Here is a 19,371-nt window from a genome sequence, read left to right on the forward strand (position 1 = left end):
ATCAGGACTGGATAATACTCAAGCGCTCCCCGACCACCATCTCGGTGATCCAGTCGACCAGGATCGAGGTGTAGGCCTGCTGCGAGGTCGGCTCGCTCAACGCATGATCGGCACCGTCGATAATTCGGTGCGTCAGCGAATGGGTCTGCTGACACGCCGCGCGGTAGCTCATGATTGTCGCGTGCGGCACGTAGTCATCGGTTTCCGACTCCACCAGCAACACATCCCCGGTGAAATTCGCGCAGGCGTGCAAGGCGCGATTGCTGTCGGCGCGTACCAGCGTGCCGCGATAATCGCGCAGGTCAGCCTTGTCCAACTCGCGCTTGGGCGTGTGCCATTGCTCGTCGCGATACAGCGCCGGCACTCGCAGCGCCAGCCAGCGCACCGGGCGCAATGAGGTCAGGATTGCGGCCAGATAGCCGCCGTAGCTGGTACCCACGACCGCAATCGCCGAGGTATCGAGCGCCGGATGCGAAAGCAGCCGGTCATAGGCCGCCAGCAGATCGCGCAAATTGTCGTCCCGAGACACTCGACTCAGCGGAATTCCAGTTCCGCCAGTGTGCCCGCGCAAGTCGAACGTCAGGCACACACAACCCAGCCCGGCGATGCCTTTGGCCCGCTCCAGATCTCGCTCCTGACTGCCGCCCCAGCCATGCACGAATAACACGCCCGGCACTTTCGATTTGGGACTGAGGAATGTTCCGCTCATCTGTTCGTCATCAATGTCGATTTGAATGCTTTCGCTTCTAGCCGTCATAGGATTTGACCGTTACGTATTTGAGAAGAAAGTCGCTGTTTTCCGCCGGGCCGCGATAGACCTCGATAGCATCCGCCGGCAGCGCCTGATCGATATAGGTTTCTACCGAAGAGACGCGGATCGCACGCATCGATGGGTCATTGACGAAGCTTTGCAGCGCCGCCACTTCAGCACTACTCGCGCCGCCCATGCGCCAGGATTGTTCAAGTACGCCGCTGCGCTGCTTGCCGTTGCTATCCAGCCCTTGGGCGATGTCGTAGTTGCGCCGCGAGGCATAGAAGCGCGGATAGGCTTCATCCGCTGCCGCGTCGAATATTCGCGCCTGCTCAATGGCCAGTCGCACATCGTCGCTCAGGTCCAGCGCCAGTAAAGCATCGTAACCCCCCTGCACTACCAGCAGGTTCGAGCCGCCGTAGACGTCCTCATCATGCGCGTCTTTGGTCAGATATTGGTCACCGCAGTAACTCAGCACCTTATCGGCGATGAAGGTCTGGCCGACGCTGTGGGTGATGACCTGACTCAGATCCTGTTCTAGCACCACGCCGTCGGCGAACAGTTGCTCGGCATCGGCACGGGCGAGCACTTGGTCGAAAGTGTCGAGGCTGTTGATAACTTCCTGACCGCGACCGGCACACGCGTGGATCGGTTTGATGCGGATCGGCCCGCTAGACAACAGATGCTCGGCGGCGGGACGCGCATCTTCCAGCGCGAACACGCTCAAGCCATCAAGCACCACATTGCGCACCCGCTCGGAAAACAGCGGCGACCAGCCTTGCGGCGCATGTGCCTGAGGGCTGCGCAAACCGTGGCTGATGGCTTTGGTGCAGATGAAATCATGCTCGACAAACCCGCCCCACAGATCGTCCGGACCTTTCACGCCCAGTTCTTGCGCGGCGGCAGCGCCGACCAGGGTTTGCGTGGGAAGTAGATACAAATCGCGCCCACGATGCTTTTGCGCATCGTAGCTGCCGCCGAACTTCAACCCGAGAATTTGTGCCAGCCAGCGGGCCAGGGCCTTGTTGGTCTGCACTTCGTGCTGTGGCGCGCCGGGGCGCACCGAATGCGCGACGACCAGTTTTCTGTGCGGTGTCGGGGTCATGCGTCCCCCTGTGATCGAATGAGTAATGTTGCCCTTAGCAACTGTAGACCGTGATCAGCGGCATGCGGCTCACACAATTGGCGGTGTTGCAGCTCATCGGGCTACGACGGCCGGCGGAGTTACCCCGAATCGACTGCGATAATCGCTCGGCGCCAGCCCGGTGATTTTCTTGAATATCGCGCGAAACGCTCCCGGATCCTGATAGCCCACCGTCCACGCGATGTGATCGATGGTGCCATTGGTGAACTCGAGCATTTCACGCGCCTTGCCGACCCGCAGATGCTGGCAGTATTCGGTGGGTTTCAAGCCGCTCGCCGCGCGGAACCGTCGCAGGAACGTCCGCTGTTCCAGCCCTGCCCGTTCGGCCATCGCCGTCAGTGACACATCGGTCGCACCCGTGCTTTGCAGCCAGTGCTGAACCTTGAGAATAGCGGCATCGCCGTGACTGAGGATCGGCGCAAAATTGCTGCCGCAGGCACTCGCGCTGTCGCTATGCTCGATCACCAGAAACCGCGCCGTGCCACTGGCGATGCTCGGCCCGAGCAAACGGTCGACCAAGCGCAAGCCCAGTTCCGACCAGGCCATCAACCCGGCGGTGGTGATCAGGTCGCCGTCATCGACAATCGGTGTGTCAGCCTTGAGTTTGATCTTCGGGTATTGCTCGGCAAACGCCTTGGCCGAGGTCCAGTGGGTGGTGGCGCTGCGACCGTCGAGCAGACCGCTTTCGGCCAGCAGCCACGAGCCGACGCACACACCGCCGAGGGTCGCGCCGCGAGCGTGTTGCTCGCGCAGCCATTGCATCAGCGCAGGCGAGGCTTGCCCTGCCTGAAATCCGGCGATGGAAGGAGGAATCAACAGCGCTACCAAGCCTGTTTCCGCGCAGGGATGGCTGTCATAGACGCGTTTCGGCGCATTGTCGCCCTCCACCAGCCAATGGCTGACCCGCAGCAGCGGCAACTGCGCCGCCTGATGCTCGGCAGCGACCTGATTGGCCACCGCAAACAAATCACTCAAGCCATGCACCGCTGCCATCTGCGCACCGGGATAGATCAGCACGCCGAGTTCGGCAACGGGAGTTTCTACGGCCATTGTCAGTTTTCCCCTGTCTATTGTCGGTGCGGCCAATCCTCGAAACCCCGGCCGGGGCCAATACTTGATCCACACCCGCACAACAATTCGAGGACACACCCATGGCCAAGCAAGCGCTCATCGTAGTCGATATCCAGAATGACTACTTCCCCCAAGGCAAATGGACGCTGGAAGGCGCCGATGCCGCCGCCGACAACGCCGCGCGACTGATCGGCGCGTTCCGCGAGGCTGGCGATTCGGTAGTACACATCCGCCACGAATTCACCTCGCCTGATGCACCTTTTTTCATCGCTGGCTCCGAGGGCGCCAAGCTGCATCGCAAAGTGCTCAACCGCGATGACGAGCCAGTGGTGCTCAAGCACTTCGTCAACTCGTTCCGCGAAACCGAACTGCAATCGATCCTAGACGAGCAGGGCATCAAGGAGCTGGTGGTGGTCGGCAGTATGAGTCACATGTGCGTCGACGGCATCACTCGGGCGGCGGCGGATCTGGGCTACACCGTTACCGTGATTCACGATGCCTGCGCCACTCGCGACCTGGAGTTCAACGGTGTGACCGTGCCGGCAGCGCATGTCCACGCCGCATTCATGGCGGCGCTGGGCTTTGCCTACGCCAGCGTAGTGTCGACCGACGAATTTCTCGCCACCCACCAATGAGCCCGGAACACTGATCTGCAGCCATGAAAAAACCCGCAGCGTGCTGGCGTTGCGGGTTTTATGGCTTTCGCCGATTACGACAGTTCGGTCGAGCGGGCTGGCGTTTCTGCTGAAGGCTTTTGCTTGACCAGCTCGGACGCCCCGATCCGGGCCATGCGTCTGCGGGAAATCTCAGCACCGCGGCGGCGCAACGGGGTTTCAACGAACCGGTAGTTCAATTCACCGCACACCACCATGATCGCAAACGAGGTCAGCAGCAGTTCGACACTAAACTCCGCGCCCAGCGCCACGCCTCTCTCACTGGCCACACGACTCCAGATTTCGGTGCTCAAGTGGTACGCAAACATGTGGATCACGTACAAGGCGTAAGAGCGTGAGCCGAACCATTGAGCGATTCCGCTGAGGATCGCCGGGCAGTAGATGTAGCCCTTCTGATAACTGGAAAGCCAGACCAGGATCAACGCCGTGATCGCCAGCAGCCCGACCGCAATCGGTGTCGCAATCAACTGACCAGCGATCGCCCCCAGCATGTAGAGCAGGAACAGCGTGACCGCCAGCCGCTTGACCAGGCTGCCGCCAAGCGCAACCGGTTCGATCTCTTTGTACAACGCTGTGCGAGTGAACAGACACAGCAGAATGCCCCACATCATCGCATCGAGGCGGAACGAAAAGAGCATGCCCGCCGGAGCCGCGCCAAACGCGTCACGATTCAGCGGAAATTGCACGGCAATCAACGCGAGCAAAGTGATCACGCGCCAGCGCGTCGAGGTAATCAGCAGCAGAAACAGCGGGAAGATGAAGTAGAACTGCTCCTCCAGCGCCAGGCTCCAGTAGACCGAATTCGGCCCCAGCAGTACGCCGTACTGATTCGCCAGATTACCGGTGAACGTCGCGACGGCAGTGAAGCTGCGCAAGTTGTCGAACCACGACTGAAAGGCATTCGACTGATTGAAGACAATCGAGAACGCCAGCGGGATCAGCACCCACAGCCATGCGGTTGGCAGCAGACGATAAGCGCGCCTGATCCAGAATGACGTTGCAGCGAGGCCGAAGCGGTTCTGCTCACGGTTCTTGTCGAAGTAGTCGAGGTAGGCCTTGCTGACGACGAAACCTGAAATGCAGAAAAACAGATCCACGCCCGACCATGGGGAGTACACGTTGAACAGCTTTTCAAAGAAGGCTGAATGGAACGGCAATAACAACGCGCTATGTGCCAGCACCGTCATCAGGATCGCCACACCGCGTAAATACTCGATTTCCTTGTTCTTGCTACTGCTCATCGGTCTCTCTTGTTTTTGTGATTGATCAGGTTGCCTGGGGCGGGAAACCGGATCTTGCAATCGAAAGTGCCGGACGGATCATGGAGCGGCGCGCTGCGGCCATCAAGACTCCTGGTGAAAATATATCGAGCTGATCGCCGACACCCGCCAGTCAGCTTATGGTCATCAATACCCTTTCAACACTCTCAAAACGACGAAACCCCCGCAATGCGGGGGTTTCGGGTTCAAACCTGTTCAGGTTCAGAACGGGATATCGTCATCAAAGCTGTCGAAATCCGGAGCTGGTTGCGGTGCGGCTTGCTGTGGAGCCGGAGCCTGACGCTGCTGCGGTGCCGACTGCTGCGGGCGTGGAGCCTGCTGGCGTGGCGCTGGAGCGGACTGCTGATAGTTGTTGCCGCCGCCTTGTTGCTCGCCCTGTTGTGGACGGCCACCCAGCAGTTGCATGGTGCCTTGCATGTCGACCACGATTTCGGTGGTGTAACGCTTGATGCCGTCTTTTTCCCACTCGCGGGTCTGCAGTTTACCTTCGATGTAAACCTGCGAGCCTTTACGCAGGTATTCGCCAGCGATTTCTGCAACCTTGCCGAACATCGACACGCGGTGCCATTCGGTCTTTTCGACTTTCTGGCCAGTCTGCTTGTCGGTCCACTGCTCGCTGGTCGCCAGACTCAGGTTGGTCACGGCGTTACCGTTGGGCAGGTAGCGTACTTCAGGATCCTGGCCGCACGTGCCGACCAATATGACTTTGTTAACCCCACGGGCCATAACGTTCTCCTAGGCTTCGCACGCATTCTGCGCCGGGTTGTTCACCAGGCGTTCCAGAGTGCTGCGATCCAATAGTTCGGTGTCCAATTTGATGTAAATCGCCGCTTCTTCCGCAACGATCACTGCATCTGTTACCCCTACAAGGGCCTTGAGGCGCTCGACCAGACCAGCTTCGCGAATCGCTTCAGGCGACAACGGCAAACGCAGGCTTGTCACGTAGGGAGGTTCGCGCATGGTAACAGCAAAGGCCAGCCAAAGTGCAGCCAGCCCGGCACATCCGAGGAACACAACCGACAGACCGCCATGCTGAAACATCCAGCCGCCGAGTATCCCGCCGAGTGCCGAACCGAGGAACTGGCTGGTGGAGTACACGCCCATGGCCGTGCCTTTGCCACCCGCCGGTGAAACCTTGCTGATCAGCGACGGCAGGGAAGCTTCCAGCAGATTGAACGCGGTAAAGAACACCACCGTCCCGATCACCAGAGCTCGCAAGCTGTCGCCGAACTGCCAGAAGAATAGCTCAGTGAGCATCAACGTCATGACGGCGCCGAGCAAAACTCGTTTCATTTTGCGTCGCTTCTCGCCATAGATGATGAACGGGATCATGGCAAAGAACGAAATCAGCAGCGCGGTCAGGTAGACCCACCAGTGCTGCTCCTTGGGCAGGCCGGCCTTTTCCACCAGTGCCAGCGGCAGTGCAACGAAGCTCGACATCAACATCGCATGTAACACAAAGATGCCCAGATCGAGGCGCAGCAGATCCGGATGCTTGAGCGTCGGCAGCAACGCCTGACGCGCTACACCGGACTCACGATGCTGCAACGGCCCGGTGGATTTCGGCACCATGAACATCACGATCACGATCCCGATCAGCGCCATAGCGCCGGTGGCGAGGAACAGTCCGGACAGACCGAACGCACGGGTCAGCAACGGCCCGACCACCATGGCCACCGCGAACGACAGGCCGATGGTCATGCCGATCATCGCCATCGCTTTGGTGCGGTGTTGTTCGCGGGTCAGGTCGGAAAGCAGCGCCATCACCGCAGCGGAAATCGCGCCGGCGCCTTGCAGAATGCGGCCGGCGATCACGCCCCAGATCGAATCGGCCTGCGAGGCAAGCACGCTGCCGAGGGCGAAGACGATCAAACCAAGATAGATAACCGGTCGCCGGCCGATACGGTCGGAAATGACCCCGAACGGAATCTGGAAAAGTGCCTGGGTCAAGCCGTAAGCGCCAATCGCCAGCCCGATCAGGGCCGGGGTCGCTCCCGCCAGATCCATGCCATAGGTCGCCAGTACCGGCAACACCATGAACATGCCCAGCATACGGAAGGCGAACACCAGGGCCAGACCGCTCGCTGCGCGGGTCTCGCTGCCACTCATGCGTTCGCTGTGGGGATCGTGCATGGAAAAACCTCGTGTGAACCGGCGGCGATTCTACCAGTCCCATCGAAAGACAGGGTATATCGCGACGCTTTGCCGCGTGCAGATGAAACACTCTTCATGTGTGGCAATTCACTGCTTGTTTGATAGTGTGCATCCATCCAGTATTTGCCCGTATACTCCTACGTTTTCGACGCCCGCCGAGCGAGGCCACTTTGGACAAGATCCTGATACGTGGGGCCCGTACCCACAACCTGAAGAACATCGACCTGACCCTGCCACGGGACAAACTGATCGTCATCACCGGCCTGTCCGGATCCGGCAAGTCGTCCCTGGCCTTTGACACGCTTTACGCCGAAGGTCAGCGCCGCTATGTCGAATCGCTGTCGGCCTATGCCCGGCAGTTTCTGTCGATGATGGAAAAACCTGACGTCGACACCATTGAAGGCCTGTCGCCGGCAATCTCCATCGAGCAGAAATCGACCTCGCACAACCCGCGCTCCACAGTCGGCACCATCACCGAAATCTACGACTACTTGCGCCTGCTTTACGCACGCGTCGGTACGCCGCGCTGCCCGGATCACGACATTCCGCTGGAAGCCCAGACCGTCAGCCAGATGGTCGACCTGGTGCTGGCCCAGCCTGAAGGCAGCAAACTGATGCTGCTGGCGCCGGTGATCCGCGAGCGCAAAGGCGAGCACCTTTCAGTGTTCGAAGAACTGCGCGCTCAAGGCTTCGTCCGTGCCCGGGTAAACGGTCGCATCTGCGAGCTCGACGAACTGCCGAAGCTGGATAAACAGAAGAAGCATTCGATTGATGTGATCGTCGACCGCTTCAAGGTCCGCGCCGACCTGCAGCAGCGTCTGGCTGAATCCTTCGAGACCGCCCTGAAACTGGCGGATGGCATCGCCCTCGTGGCACCGATGGACGACGAGCCGGGCGAAGAGATGATCTTCTCCGCGCGCTTCGCCTGCCCGATCTGCGGCCATGCGATCAGCGAGCTGGAACCCAAGCTGTTTTCTTTCAACAACCCGGCCGGCGCCTGCCCGACTTGCGATGGTCTGGGGGTTAAACAGTTCTTCGACATCAAGCGTCTGGTCAACGGTGATCTGACGCTGGCCGAGGGCGCGATTCGCGGTTGGGATCGGCGCAACGTGTATTACTTCCAGATGCTTGGCTCGCTGGCCTCGCACTACGGCTTCAGCCTGGAAAAACCGTTCAATGAACTGCCCGCCGATCAGCAGAAGTTCATCCTGCACGGCAGCGGTTCGCAGAACGTGGACTTCAAATACCTCAACGACCGCGGCGACATTGTTAAACGCTCGCACCCGTTCGAAGGCATCGTGCCGAATCTGGAACGTCGTTACCGCGAAACCGAGTCGGCCAGCGTGCGCGAAGAACTGGCCAAGTTCCTCAGCCATCAGGCCTGTCCGGATTGCCGTGGCACTCGCCTGCGTCGCGAGGCGCGGCACGTCTGGGTCGGCGAGAAGACGCTGCCAGCGGTGACCAACCTGCCCATCGGCGATGCCTGCGTGTATTTCGGCGAGCTGAAATTGACTGGTCGCCGGGGCGAAATCGCCGACAAGATTCTCAAGGAAATCCGCGAGCGCCTGCAATTTCTGGTTAACGTCGGTCTCGACTATCTGTCGCTGGATCGCAGTGCCGACACGCTGTCGGGTGGTGAAGCGCAGCGGATTCGCTTGGCCAGCCAGATCGGCGCGGGTCTGGTCGGGGTTTTGTACATCCTCGACGAGCCGTCGATTGGTCTGCACCAACGCGATAACGACCGTCTGCTCGGCACCCTCAAGCACCTGCGCGATATAGGCAACACCGTGATCGTGGTCGAGCACGACGAGGACGCGATTCGCCTCGCCGACTACGTGGTGGATATCGGCCCGGGTGCCGGTGTGCACGGCGGACGGATTGTGGCGGAAGGTACGCCGGCCGAAGTCATGGCGCATCCGGACTCCCTGACGGGTAAATATCTGTCAGGCCGGGTCAAGATCGCCGTGCCAGCCAAGCGCACGCCGCGCAACAAGAAGCTGACGCTGTCGCTCAAAGGCGCACGAGGCAACAACCTGCGCAATGTCGATCTGGAAATTCCGATTGGTTTGCTGACCTGCGTAACCGGCGTGTCCGGCTCGGGCAAATCGACGCTGATCAACAACACGTTGTTCCCGCTTAGCGCCACGGCTCTCAATGGCGCGACCACGCTCGAAGCGGCAGCGCATGACAGCATCAAAGGTCTTGAACATCTGGACAAGGTCGTCGACATCGACCAGAGCCCGATCGGCCGGACGCCGCGCTCCAACCCGGCGACCTATACCGGTTTGTTCACGCCTATTCGTGAGCTGTTTGCTGGTGTGCCCGAGTCACGTTCACGCGGTTACGGTCCAGGGCGTTTCTCGTTCAACGTCAAGGGCGGTCGCTGCGAGGCTTGCCAGGGCGACGGTCTGATCAAGGTGGAGATGCACTTCCTGCCGGACATCTACGTGCCGTGCGACGTGTGCAAGAGCAAGCGCTACAACCGCGAAACCCTTGAGATCAAGTACAAGGGCAAGAACATCCACGAAACCCTCGAGATGACGATCGAGGAAGCGCGGGAGTTCTTCGATGCGGTGCCGGCACTGGCGCGCAAGCTGCAAACGCTGATGGATGTAGGTTTGTCGTACATCAAGCTGGGGCAGTCGGCGACGACGCTGTCCGGTGGCGAGGCGCAGCGGGTCAAGTTGTCTCGCGAGCTGTCCAAGCGCGATACCGGCAAGACGCTGTACATCCTCGATGAGCCGACTACCGGTCTGCACTTCGCGGACATTCAGCAACTGCTCGATGTTCTGCATCGTCTGCGCGACCACGGCAACACAGTGGTGGTGATCGAGCACAACCTTGACGTGATCAAGACTGCCGACTGGTTGGTAGATCTTGGTCCTGAGGGTGGCTCCAAGGGTGGACAGATCATTGCGGTCGGTACGCCGGAAGAAGTGGCCGAGATGAAGCAGTCTCACACTGGTTTCTATCTCAAGCCTTTGCTGATCCGCGACCGCGACTGATCGCCGAACATGAAAAAGCCCCGGTCACTTCATCAGTGACCGGGGCTTTTTTACATCTTTAGCAATCAGGACGCGTGGGATTGCAGGTAGTTCTGCAGACCGATCAACTTGATCAGGCCCAACTGCTTTTCCAGCCAGTAGGTGTGATCTTCTTCGGTATCGTTCAGCTGAACCCGCAGGATCTCGCGGCTGACGTAATCTTTGTGCAGCTCGCATAGCTCGATGCCTTTGCACAGCGCGGCGCGAACTTTGTATTCGAGGCGCAGGTCCGTTTCCAGCATCTCCGGCACCGTGGTGCCGACATCAAGATCATCCGGACGCATGCGCGGGGTGCCTTCGAGCATCAGGATCCGGCGCATCAGGGCGTCAGCGTGCTGCGCCTCTTCTTCCATCTCGTGGTTGATTCGTTCATAGAGCTTGGTGAAACCCCAGTCCTCATACATCCGCGAATGAACGAAATATTGGTCACGCGCGGCCAGTTCGCCGGTCAGCAACGTGTTGAGGTAATCGATAACGTCTGGGTGGCCTTGCATCGCCCTACATCTCCCTGCTTGAAAGTCTGTAGTTTGAACCAAGCTGACTGCAAGGTCACTCTCCAAGCGCAATAAAAGCGAAGATATTCCGAGAAAAGAGGCCTAAATAACGCAAAAACCGCCCAAATGAGGGCGGTTCTGCTTCTCGTTTAGACTTCGTTAAGCTGTACGTTGAGCAGCTTTGCGATTGCTTCTCCATACGCCGCATCGGCTTTGTAGAAATGCTGCAACTGGCGGTCGACTACATCACTCGATACACCCGACATTGCTCCGGCGATGTTGCTCACCAGTAACGCTTTCTGCTCGTCGTTCATCAGACGGAACAGCGCACCGGCGTGGCTGTAGTAATCGGTGTCTTCGCGGTGGTCGTAGCGATCAGCGTTGCCGCTCAAGGCCAATGCCGGCTCAGCGTAGTGCGGAGCTTGTTTCGGCGATTCGATGTAGCTGTTCGGCTCGTAGTTGGGTGCGGCGCCACCATTACTGCCAAACGCCATGGAACCATCGCGCTGGTAAGTGTTGACCGGGCTGCGCGGCGCGTTCACCGGCAATTGCTGGTGATTGGTGCCAATGCGGTAGCGATGAGCATCCGCGTAAGCGAATACGCGACCTTGCAGCATCCGGTCCGGCGACAGGCCAACACCTGGCACCATATTGCTTGGGCCGAATGCGGCTTGCTCGACTTCCGCGAAGTAGTTGAGCGGATTGCGATTGAGCTCCAGCTCACCAACTTCGATCAGCGGGAATTCCTTCTGCGACCAGGTTTTGGTTACGTCGAATGGGTTTTCGTAATGCGCCGCGGCTTGAGCCTCAGTCATGATCTGAATGCATACACGCCATTTCGGGAAATCGCCGCGCTCAATGGCTTCGAACAGATCGCGCTGGGCGTAATCCGGGTCAGTGCCTGCGATGCGTGCAGCATCTGCGGGTGCGAGATTCTTGATCCCCTGTTTGGTCTTGTAGTGCCACTTGACCCAATGACGCTCGCCTTGCGCGCTGATCAGGCTGTAGGTGTGACTGCCGAAGCCGTGCATATGGCGGTAGCCGTCAGGAATGCCGCGATCAGAGAACAGAATCGTGACCTGGTGCAGCGCTTCGGGCGAGTGCGACCAGAAGTCCCACATCATCTGCGCACTTTTCAGGTTGCTTTGCGGCAGACGTTTTTGCGTGTGGATGAAATCCGGGAATTTAAGCGGGTCACGAATGAAGAATACTGGCGTGTTGTTGCCAACGATGTCCCAGTTGCCTTCTTCGGTGTAGAACTTCAGCGCAAAGCCGCGTGGATCGCGCTCGGTATCAGCCGAACCACGCTCGCCGCCTACGGTAGAAAAGCGCAGGAAGGTGGGAGTCTGTTTGCCAACAGCCGAAAACAGTTTGGCGCTGGTGTACTGAGAGATGTCATTGGTAACGGTGAAAGTACCGTAAGCGCCCGAGCCTTTGGCGTGTACACGGCGCTCTGGAATGTTTTCACGGTTGAAGTGGGCAAGCTTCTCGAGCAGATGAAAATCGTCGAGGAGCAGCGGGCCACGTGGACCGGCGGAACGGGAATTCTGGTTATCAGCGACAGGCGCGCCACTGGCGGTCGTAAGCGTCTTGTTTTGGCTCATGCGATCTTCTTCCTCTGTCAGTCTTTGAACTGCCGGCTAATCGGCTTGGTGGGCAGTATTGATCATCAATGCGACACCCACAAATTCATTAACTTGCGGACATCAATAGAAAATTACTAACGATCAAACCACAGACATAGAGTGCAGAACGATGCATGAACAAAGCTTGTATGGGCGACGCATTTCTTGCAGGCACAAAAAACCGGGCACTAGGCCCGGTTCTTCGTTTCAGACTGACGTCTTACTCAGCGGATACAGCTTCACCGCCGGTAGCACGATCAACCAACTCGACGTACGCCATAGGCGCGTTGTCGCCAGTGCGGAAACCGCACTTGAGGATGCGCAGGTAGCCACCCTCACGGGTAGCGTAACGCTTGCCCAGGTCGTTGAAGAGCTTACCAACGATAGCTTTCGAGCGAGTACGGTCGAAAGCCAGACGGCGGTTAGCCAGGCTGTCTGTCTTGGCCAGAGTGATCAGCGGCTCAGCAACGCGACGCAGTTCTTTGGCTTTTGGCAGAGTAGTTTTGATCAGCTCGTGCTCGAACAGCGACACCGCCATGTTTTGAAACATGGCCTTGCGGTGCGAGCTGGTGCGGCTCAGGTGACGACCACTTTTACGATGACGCATGGTTCATTCCTTACCAAACACTACGTTCGGTGATTACGACGATCAGGCAGTCGCCTTGTCGTCCTTCTTAAGACTTGCAGGCGGCCAGTTGTCGAGGCGCATGCCGAGGGACAGACCGCGGGAGGCTAGAACGTCCTTGATTTCAGTCAAGGATTTCTTGCCAAGGTTCGGAGTCTTCAACAGCTCTACTTCGGTACGCTGAATCAGGTCACCGATGTAGTAGATGTTTTCCGCCTTAAGGCAGTTAGCCGAACGTACAGTCAGTTCCAGATCGTCAACCGGGCGAAGCAGGATCGGATCGATCTCGTCTTCCTGCTCGACAACCACTGGCTCACTGTCACCTTTGAGGTCGACGAACGCAGCCAACTGCTGTTGCAGGATGGTTGCAGCGCGGCGAATTGCCTCTTCAGGATCCAGAGTACCGTTGGTTTCCAGATCAATAACCAGCTTGTCCAGGTTAGTGCGCTGCTCGACACGGGCGTTTTCCACCACGTATGCGATACGGCGAACCGGGCTGAACGAAGAGTCAAGCTGCAAGCGACCGATGCTGCGGCTTTCGTCTTCATCGCTCTGACGCGAGTCTGCTGGTTCATAACCACGACCACGAGCTACGGTGAGCTTCATGTTCAGGGCGCCGTTAGACGCCAGGTTAGCGATTACGTGATCGGGATTAACGATCTCGACATCATGATCCAGCTGAATATCGGCAGCGGTAACCACCCCCGAACCCTTCTTCGACAAGGTCAGCGTAACTTCGTCACGACCGTGCAGCTTGATAGCCAGACCTTTAAGGTTCAACAGGATTTCAATTACGTCTTCCTGTACACCTTCGATGGCGCTGTACTCATGGAGTACACCGTCAATCTCGGCCTCGACTACTGCGCAGCCGGGCATTGAGGACAACAGGATGCGTCGCAGCGCGTTGCCCAGGGTGTGGCCAAAACCACGCTCGAGAGGCTCGAGAGTGATCTTGGCGCGGGTTGGACTGACAACCTGCACATCAATGTGGCGGGGTGTCAGGAACTCATTTACCGAAATCTGCATGGATGCACCTATTTTCTAGCCCTTACTTGGAGTAGAGCTCGACAATCAGGCTTTCGTTGATGTCGGCGGACAGATCACTGCGAGCAGGAACGTTCTTGAAAACGCCCGACTTCTTCTCAGTGTCTACTTCTACCCATTCTACGCGGCCACGTTGGGCACACAGATCGAGAGCTTGGACAATGCGAAGTTGGTTTTTTGCTTTCTCGCGAACAGCAACCACGTCGCCAGCACGAACCTGGTACGACGGAACGTTTACGGTCTGACCGTTAACGCTGATCGACTTGTGCGATACCAGCTGACGGGATTCGGCACGAGTCGAACCAAAGCCCATACGGTATACAACGTTGTCCAGACGGCATTCGAGCAGTTGCAGCAGGTTTTCACCGGTTGCACCTTTCTTGCCAGCAGCTTCTTTGTAGTAGCCGCTGAACTGACGCTCGAGAACGCCGTAGATACGACGGACCTTCTGCTTTTCACGCAGTTGGGTGCCGTAATCGGACTGGCGACCGCGGCGTTGGCCGTGGATACCAGGTGCTGCTTCAATGTTGCACTTCGATTCGATCGCGCGCACGCCGCTCTTCAGGAAGAGATCGGTGCCTTCGCGACGAGCGAGTTTGCATTTTGGACCAATGTAACGAGCCATTCTTTACAATCTCCTGGATTACACGCGGCGCTTCTTCGGCGGACGGCACCCGTTGTGCGGGATTGGCGTCACGTCGGTGATGCTGGCGATCTTATAGCCACAGCCGTTCAAAGCACGGACAGCAGACTCACGACCTGGACCTGGACCTTTGACGTTTACGTCGAGGTTTTTCAGGCCATATTCCAGCGCAGCTTGACCAGCACGTTCAGCAGCTACTTGAGCAGCAAACGGAGTGGACTTGCGGGAACCGCGGAAACCCGAACCACCGGAGGTAGCCCAAGAAAGCGCGTTACCTTGACGGTCGGTGATGGTCACGATGGTGTTGTTAAAAGATGCATGGATGTGGGCGATGCCATCAACCACTGTCTTTTTAACTTTTTTACGAGGACGAGCAGCAGGTTTTGCCATGATTAATTTCCTGTCGATTCGCGTGGGCGATTACTTGCGGATCGGCTTACGCGGACCTTTACGGGTACGCGCGTTAGTCTTGGTACGCTGACCGCGCACTGGAAGACCACGACGATGACGCAGACCGCGGTAGCAACCGAGGTCCATCAAACGCTTGATTTTCATGTTGATTTCGCGACGCAGGTCACCTTCAGTGGTGAACTTCGCCACTTCGCCACGCAACTGTTCAATCTGCTCGTCGCTCAGATCTTTGATCTTTGCGGCTGGGTTTACCCCAGTCTCTGCGCAAATTTTCTGCGCAGTAGTGCGACCAACACCATAGATGTAGGTCAGCGAGATAACAGTGTGCTTGTTATCTGGAATGTTAACGCCTGCAATACGGGCCATTCAGTGGGACTCCAATTGACAGCTACCTACGCCCCGGAAGCCAAGAAATAGGGCGCGAGATAATATCGCTGTAATAACAAATAATCAACCCGGCAGCGCACTAGCTGCCGGGCTTCAAGCGGATCACACTCAGCCTTGGCGCTGTTTGTGACGCGGTTCCGCGCTGCAAATTACTCGAACAACACCTTCGCGGCGAATAATCTTGCAGTTACGGCACAGCTTTTTCACCGATGCACGAACTTTCATCACCAACTCCTCGAACCTTATGGGTACTCAGCGCAACATGCCGCTGCCGTAGCCCTTCAGGTTGGCTTTCTTCATCAGGGATTCGTACTGGTGCGAAACGAGGTGCGATTGTACTTGGGACATGAAGTCCATCACAACCACGACGACGATCAGCAACGAGGTCCCGCCAAGGTAGAACGGTACGTTTGCTGCAACCACCAGGAACTGGGGCAACAGACACACGGCCGTCATGTAAAGAGCACCGAACATGGTCAAGCGAGTCAGAACGCCATCAATGTAGCGCGCAGACTGCTCACCTGGACGGATGCCCGGAATAAAGGCACCGGACTTCTTCAGGTTTTCCGCTACGTCTTTCGGATTGAACATCAACGCCGTATAGAAGAAGCAGAAGAAAATAATCCCTGCACTAAACAGCAGAATATTCAACGGCTGACCAGGAGCGATCGACTGCGAGATGTCCTGCAACCAGCCCATACCTTCAGACTGACCAAACCAGGCACCCAACGAAGCCGGGAACAGCAAAATGCTGCTCGCGAAAATAGCCGGAATAACACCGGCCATGTTCACCTTCAGCGGCAAGTGGCTAGTCTGCGCAGCGAAGACCTTGCGGCCCTGCTGACGCTTGGCGTAGTGAACAGCAATACGACGCTGACCACGCTCAATGAACACCACGAAACCGATAATCGCTACTGCCAGCAAACCGATGGCAACCAAAGCGAAGATATTGATATCGCCCTGACGTGCAGACTCGAAAGACTGCCCGATTGCTCTCGGAAGACCGGCGACGATACCCGAAAAAATCAACATCGAGATACCGTTACCTACACCGCGCTCAGTAATCTGCTCACCCAGCCACATCATGAACATCGCACCAGCCACAAACGTGGATACCGCGACGAAATGGAAGCCAAAGTCACCATTGAACGCAACACCCTGCCCCGCCAGACCAATGGACATGCCAATAGCCTGAACAAGAGCGAGGATGACAGTGCCGTAGCGGGTGTACTGGCTAATCTTGCGACGGCCAGCTTCACCTTCCTTCTTCAACTGCTCCAGCTGCGGACTGACGGCGGTCATCAGTTGCATGATGATCGATGCCGAAATGTACGGCATGATCCCCAGTGCAAAGATGCTCATCCGTTCCAGCGCGCCGCCGGAAAACATGTTGAACAAGCTAAGAATGGTCCCCTCATTCTGTCGAAACAGGTCTGCGAGTCGGTCCGGGTTGATACCTGGAACCGGGATGTGTGCGCCTATTCGGTAGACGATAATCGCCAGGAACAGAAAACGCAGACGAGCCCAAAGTTCAGACATACCGCCTTTGCCGAGCGCAGAGAGAGCACCTTGCTTAGCCATTTATTCCTCGAACTTGCCGCCAGCTGCTTCGATAGCCGAACGCGCACCTTTGGTGGCGCCGATTCCCTTGCCGATAGTGACAGCGCGAGTCACTTCACCGGACAGCATGATTTTCACACGCTGTACGTTGACGTTGATCACGTTGGCATCTTTCAGGGACTGCACGGTAACGATGTCGCCTTCCACTTTAGCCAGCTCGGACAGACGCACTTCTGCGCGGTCCATAGCCTTCAGGGAAACGAAACCGAACTTCGGCAGACGACGATGCAGCGGCTGTTGACCGCCTTCAAAGCCTGGAGCAATGGTGCCACCGGAGCGGGAGGTTTGACCTTTGTGGCCACGGCCACCAGTCTTACCCAAACCGCTACCGATACCACGGCCCGGACGATGCTTTTCGCGACGGGAACCCGGCGCTGGACTCAGATCATTGAGTTTCATCGATTAACCCTCGACACGCAGCATGTAGTAAGCCTTGTTGATCATCCCGCGATTCTCGGGAGTATCCTGGACTTCTACAGTGTGACCGATGCGACGCAGACCCAGACCCTTAACACACAGTTTGTGGTTAGGGATGCGGCCGGTCATGCTTTTGATCAGCGTTACTTTAACGGTAGCCATGATCAGAAGATCTCCTTGACGCTTTTGCCACGCTTGGCGGCAATGGATTCAGGAGATTGCATAGCTTTCAAACCTTTGAAAGTGGCGTGAACCACGTTTACCGGGTTAGTCGAGCCGTAGCACTTGGCCAGAACGTTCTGAACGCCAGCAACTTCGAGGACAGCACGCATAGCGCCGCCAGCGATGATACCGGTACCTTCAGAAGCAGGCTGCATGTACACCTTCGAAGCGCCATGAGCGGACTTCATTGCGTACTGCAGAGTGGTGCCGTTCAGGTCAACTTGGATCATGTTGCGGCGAGCAGCTTCCATTGCCTTCTGGATCGCAGCAGGCACTTCACGTGACTTGCCACGGCCGAAGCCAACGCGCCCTTTACCATCACCAACCACGGTCAACGCGGTGAAAGTGAAGATACGGCCGCCTTTAACGGTTTTGGCTACGCGGTTAACTTGAACCAGCTTCTCAATGTAGCCTTCGTCGCGCTTTTGGTCGTTATTTGACATAACTTAGAACTCCAGCCCAGCTTCACGAGCAGCATCAGCCAGCGCTTTCACGCGGCCGTGGTACTTGAAGCCAGAGCGGTCGAAAGCCACTTGCGAGACGCCAGCGGCCTTAGCACGCGTAGCGACCAGCTGGCCAACCTTTGTGGCCGCGTCGATGTTGCCAGTGGCGCCATCACGCAGTTCTTTATCCAAAGTCGAGGCGCTTGCCAGGACTTTGTTGCCGTCGGCCGAGATGACCTGGGCGTAAATGTGCTGCGACGAGCGGAACACGCAGAGACGCACGACTTCTAGTTCGTGCATTTTCAGGCGTGCTTTGCGAGCGCGACGCAGTCGAGTAACTTTTTTGTCGGTCATTTGCTATGCCCTACTTCTTCTTGGCTTCTTTACGACGGACGACTTCGTCCGCGTAGCGCACACCTTTGCCTTTGTACGGCTCTGGTGGACGGAAGTCGCGGATCTCAGCAGCCACTTGACCTACCAGTTGCTTATCGATGCCCTTGATCAGGATATCGGTCTGGCTAGGAGTCTCAGCGGTGATGCCTTCCGGCAGTTCGTAATCCACTGGGTGCGAGAAGCCAAGGGCCAGGTTCAAAACCGTGCCTTTTGCTTGCGCTTTGTAACCAACACCGACCAGCTGGAGCTTGCGCTCGAAGCCTTGGCTTACGCCTTGGACCATGTTGTTTACCAACGCACGCGTGGTACCGGCCATTGCGCGAGTTTGTTGATCGCCATTGCGAGCAGCGAAACGCAGCTCACCAGCTTCTTCAACGATCTCAACGGACGAATGGATGTTCAGTTCAAGAGTGCCCTTGGCACCCTTCACCGAAAGCTGTTGGCCTGCGAATTTTACTTCGACACCGGCTGGCAGCTTAACGGGGTTCTTAGCGACGCGAGACATGCTTATCCCCCCTTAGAACACAGTGCAAAGAACTTCGCCGCCGACACCGGCAGCGCGCGCAGCACGATCCGTCATCACACCTTTGTTGGTGGAGACGATAGACACGCCAAGACCGCCACGAACTTTCGGCAGATCTTCAACGGACTTGTACTGACGCAGGCCTGGACGACTAACGCGCTTCACTTCTTCGATAACCGGACGGCCTTCGAAGTACTTCAGCGAGATGGACAACGAAGGTTTAGCTTCGGTGGTGATCTGAAAATCCGCGATGTAACCTTCGTCCTTCAGGACTTTTGCTACAGCCACCTTCAACGTGGAAGACGGCATGCTTACAACGGCCTTTTCAGCCATCTGGGCATTACGGATTCGAGTTAGCATGTCCGCTAACGGGTCCTGCATACTCATGGGCTAGACGCTCCTAATA

Annotated in this window: 23 protein-coding genes; 2 read left to right on the forward strand and 21 right to left on the reverse strand. The window is 57.5% G+C overall.

The features are described 5' to 3' along the window. Window position 1 precedes the first annotated feature (1 nt). The 3 genes from ACP7BN_RS13750 to ACP7BN_RS13760 all read right to left on the reverse strand — a co-directional run bounded on the left by ACP7BN_RS13750 (window position 2) and on the right by ACP7BN_RS13760 (window position 2,945). Entirely contained in the window at window positions 2–757 is a 756-nt protein-coding gene (locus ACP7BN_RS13750) for an alpha/beta hydrolase family protein (RefSeq protein ID WP_426204780.1), read from the reverse strand. Next, window positions 747–1,856 (reverse strand): DUF3182 family protein, encoded by a 1,110-nt coding sequence (locus ACP7BN_RS13755; RefSeq protein WP_426204782.1) that lies wholly within the window; start codon window positions 1,854–1,856, stop codon window positions 747–749. Before ACP7BN_RS13755 ends, ACP7BN_RS13750 begins: the two co-directional genes overlap by 11 nt. 93 nt (window positions 1,857–1,949) lie before the next feature. Then, window positions 1,950–2,945, reverse strand: a complete 996-nt coding sequence (locus tag ACP7BN_RS13760; RefSeq protein ID WP_426204784.1) for a GlxA family transcriptional regulator — start codon at window positions 2,943–2,945, stop codon at window positions 1,950–1,952. Window positions 2,946–3,046: 101 nt separating this feature from the next. Between ACP7BN_RS13760 and ACP7BN_RS13765 the strand changes: the two genes are divergently transcribed. Further along, a complete protein-coding gene (locus tag ACP7BN_RS13765; protein ID WP_426204786.1) occupies window positions 3,047–3,601 on the forward strand; it encodes a cysteine hydrolase family protein in 555 nt (184 codons plus the stop codon). Between the two features lie 74 nt (window positions 3,602–3,675). Here ACP7BN_RS13765 and ACP7BN_RS13770 read toward each other — a convergent pair whose 3' ends face one another. From ACP7BN_RS13770 to ACP7BN_RS13780, 3 genes are all read right to left on the reverse strand, one after another. After that, on the reverse strand, window positions 3,676–4,881 hold the full coding sequence (locus ACP7BN_RS13770; RefSeq protein ID WP_426204787.1) for an acyltransferase family protein: 1,206 nt from the start codon (window positions 4,879–4,881) through the stop codon (window positions 3,676–3,678). A 240-nt stretch (window positions 4,882–5,121) separates the two neighbouring features. Next, window positions 5,122–5,646, reverse strand: coding sequence for a single-stranded DNA-binding protein (locus tag ACP7BN_RS13775; protein WP_420648601.1), 525 nt, complete (start codon window positions 5,644–5,646; stop codon window positions 5,122–5,124). A 9-nt stretch (window positions 5,647–5,655) separates the two neighbouring features. Beyond that, window positions 5,656–7,053 (reverse strand): MFS transporter, encoded by a 1,398-nt coding sequence (locus ACP7BN_RS13780; RefSeq protein ID WP_426204789.1) that lies wholly within the window; start codon window positions 7,051–7,053, stop codon window positions 5,656–5,658. Window positions 7,054–7,244: 191 nt separating this feature from the next. Here ACP7BN_RS13780 and uvrA point away from each other — a divergent pair, with 191 nt between their 5' ends. Beyond that, on the forward strand, window positions 7,245–10,079 hold the full coding sequence (gene uvrA / locus ACP7BN_RS13785) for an excinuclease ABC subunit UvrA (protein WP_420648603.1): 2,835 nt from the start codon (window positions 7,245–7,247) through the stop codon (window positions 10,077–10,079). A 65-nt stretch (window positions 10,080–10,144) separates the two neighbouring features. Here uvrA and bfr read toward each other — a convergent pair whose 3' ends face one another. From bfr to rpsH, 15 genes are all read right to left on the reverse strand, one after another. Further along, on the reverse strand, window positions 10,145–10,612 hold the full coding sequence (bfr, locus tag ACP7BN_RS13790) for a bacterioferritin (protein WP_420648604.1): 468 nt from the start codon (window positions 10,610–10,612) through the stop codon (window positions 10,145–10,147). 149 nt (window positions 10,613–10,761) lie between these two features. Next, window positions 10,762–12,216 carry a catalase gene (locus ACP7BN_RS13795; RefSeq protein ID WP_426204792.1) on the reverse strand — a complete coding sequence of 485 codons (1,455 nt, stop codon included), beginning with the start codon at window positions 12,214–12,216 and terminating at the stop codon, window positions 10,762–10,764. Window positions 12,217–12,457: 241 nt separating this feature from the next. Continuing rightward, window positions 12,458–12,844: a 50S ribosomal protein L17 gene (gene rplQ, locus ACP7BN_RS13800; protein WP_007943777.1), complete on the reverse strand. Its 387-nt coding sequence runs from the start codon at window positions 12,842–12,844 to the stop codon at window positions 12,458–12,460. A gap of 42 nt (window positions 12,845–12,886) precedes the next feature. Further along, on the reverse strand, window positions 12,887–13,888 hold the full coding sequence (locus tag ACP7BN_RS13805; protein ID WP_003186012.1) for a DNA-directed RNA polymerase subunit alpha: 1,002 nt from the start codon (window positions 13,886–13,888) through the stop codon (window positions 12,887–12,889). A gap of 22 nt (window positions 13,889–13,910) precedes the next feature. After that, the gene (gene rpsD, locus ACP7BN_RS13810; protein WP_003176404.1) at window positions 13,911–14,531 is read right to left on the reverse strand and encodes a 30S ribosomal protein S4; all 621 of its coding nucleotides are present in this window, start codon (window positions 14,529–14,531) and stop codon (window positions 13,911–13,913) included. Window positions 14,532–14,549: 18 nt separating this feature from the next. Beyond that, a complete protein-coding gene (rpsK, locus tag ACP7BN_RS13815; RefSeq protein WP_002555466.1) occupies window positions 14,550–14,939 on the reverse strand; it encodes a 30S ribosomal protein S11 in 390 nt (129 codons plus the stop codon). Window positions 14,940–14,969: 30 nt separating this feature from the next. After that, entirely contained in the window at window positions 14,970–15,326 is a 357-nt protein-coding gene (gene rpsM, locus ACP7BN_RS13820; protein WP_009045849.1) for a 30S ribosomal protein S13, read from the reverse strand. A 129-nt stretch (window positions 15,327–15,455) separates the two neighbouring features. Further along, entirely contained in the window at window positions 15,456–15,572 is a 117-nt protein-coding gene (gene rpmJ / locus ACP7BN_RS13825; RefSeq protein ID WP_002555468.1) for a 50S ribosomal protein L36, read from the reverse strand. 27 nt (window positions 15,573–15,599) lie between these two features. After that, window positions 15,600–16,928, reverse strand: a complete 1,329-nt coding sequence (gene secY / locus ACP7BN_RS13830; RefSeq protein WP_092277409.1) for a preprotein translocase subunit SecY — start codon at window positions 16,926–16,928, stop codon at window positions 15,600–15,602. Further along, entirely contained in the window at window positions 16,929–17,366 is a 438-nt protein-coding gene (rplO, locus tag ACP7BN_RS13835) for a 50S ribosomal protein L15 (RefSeq protein WP_042561340.1), read from the reverse strand. It abuts the gene before it with no gap. 3 nt (window positions 17,367–17,369) lie between these two features. After that, a complete protein-coding gene (rpmD, locus tag ACP7BN_RS13840) occupies window positions 17,370–17,546 on the reverse strand; it encodes a 50S ribosomal protein L30 (RefSeq protein ID WP_003176408.1) in 177 nt (58 codons plus the stop codon). Between the two features lie 2 nt (window positions 17,547–17,548). Continuing rightward, window positions 17,549–18,049: a 30S ribosomal protein S5 gene (rpsE, locus tag ACP7BN_RS13845; protein WP_003186035.1), complete on the reverse strand. Its 501-nt coding sequence runs from the start codon at window positions 18,047–18,049 to the stop codon at window positions 17,549–17,551. A gap of 3 nt (window positions 18,050–18,052) precedes the next feature. Next, the gene (gene rplR, locus ACP7BN_RS13850; RefSeq protein ID WP_003186037.1) at window positions 18,053–18,403 is read right to left on the reverse strand and encodes a 50S ribosomal protein L18; all 351 of its coding nucleotides are present in this window, start codon (window positions 18,401–18,403) and stop codon (window positions 18,053–18,055) included. A gap of 10 nt (window positions 18,404–18,413) precedes the next feature. Beyond that, window positions 18,414–18,947, reverse strand: a complete 534-nt coding sequence (gene rplF / locus ACP7BN_RS13855; protein ID WP_003176412.1) for a 50S ribosomal protein L6 — start codon at window positions 18,945–18,947, stop codon at window positions 18,414–18,416. Window positions 18,948–18,959: 12 nt separating this feature from the next. Continuing rightward, window positions 18,960–19,352, reverse strand: a complete 393-nt coding sequence (rpsH, locus tag ACP7BN_RS13860; protein ID WP_420648606.1) for a 30S ribosomal protein S8 — start codon at window positions 19,350–19,352, stop codon at window positions 18,960–18,962. Window positions 19,353–19,371: the final 19 nt, after the last annotated feature.

This window comes from Pseudomonas sp. TWP3-1, assembly GCF_049896625.1.
Classification (GTDB): Bacteria; Pseudomonadota; Gammaproteobacteria; order Pseudomonadales; family Pseudomonadaceae; genus Aquipseudomonas.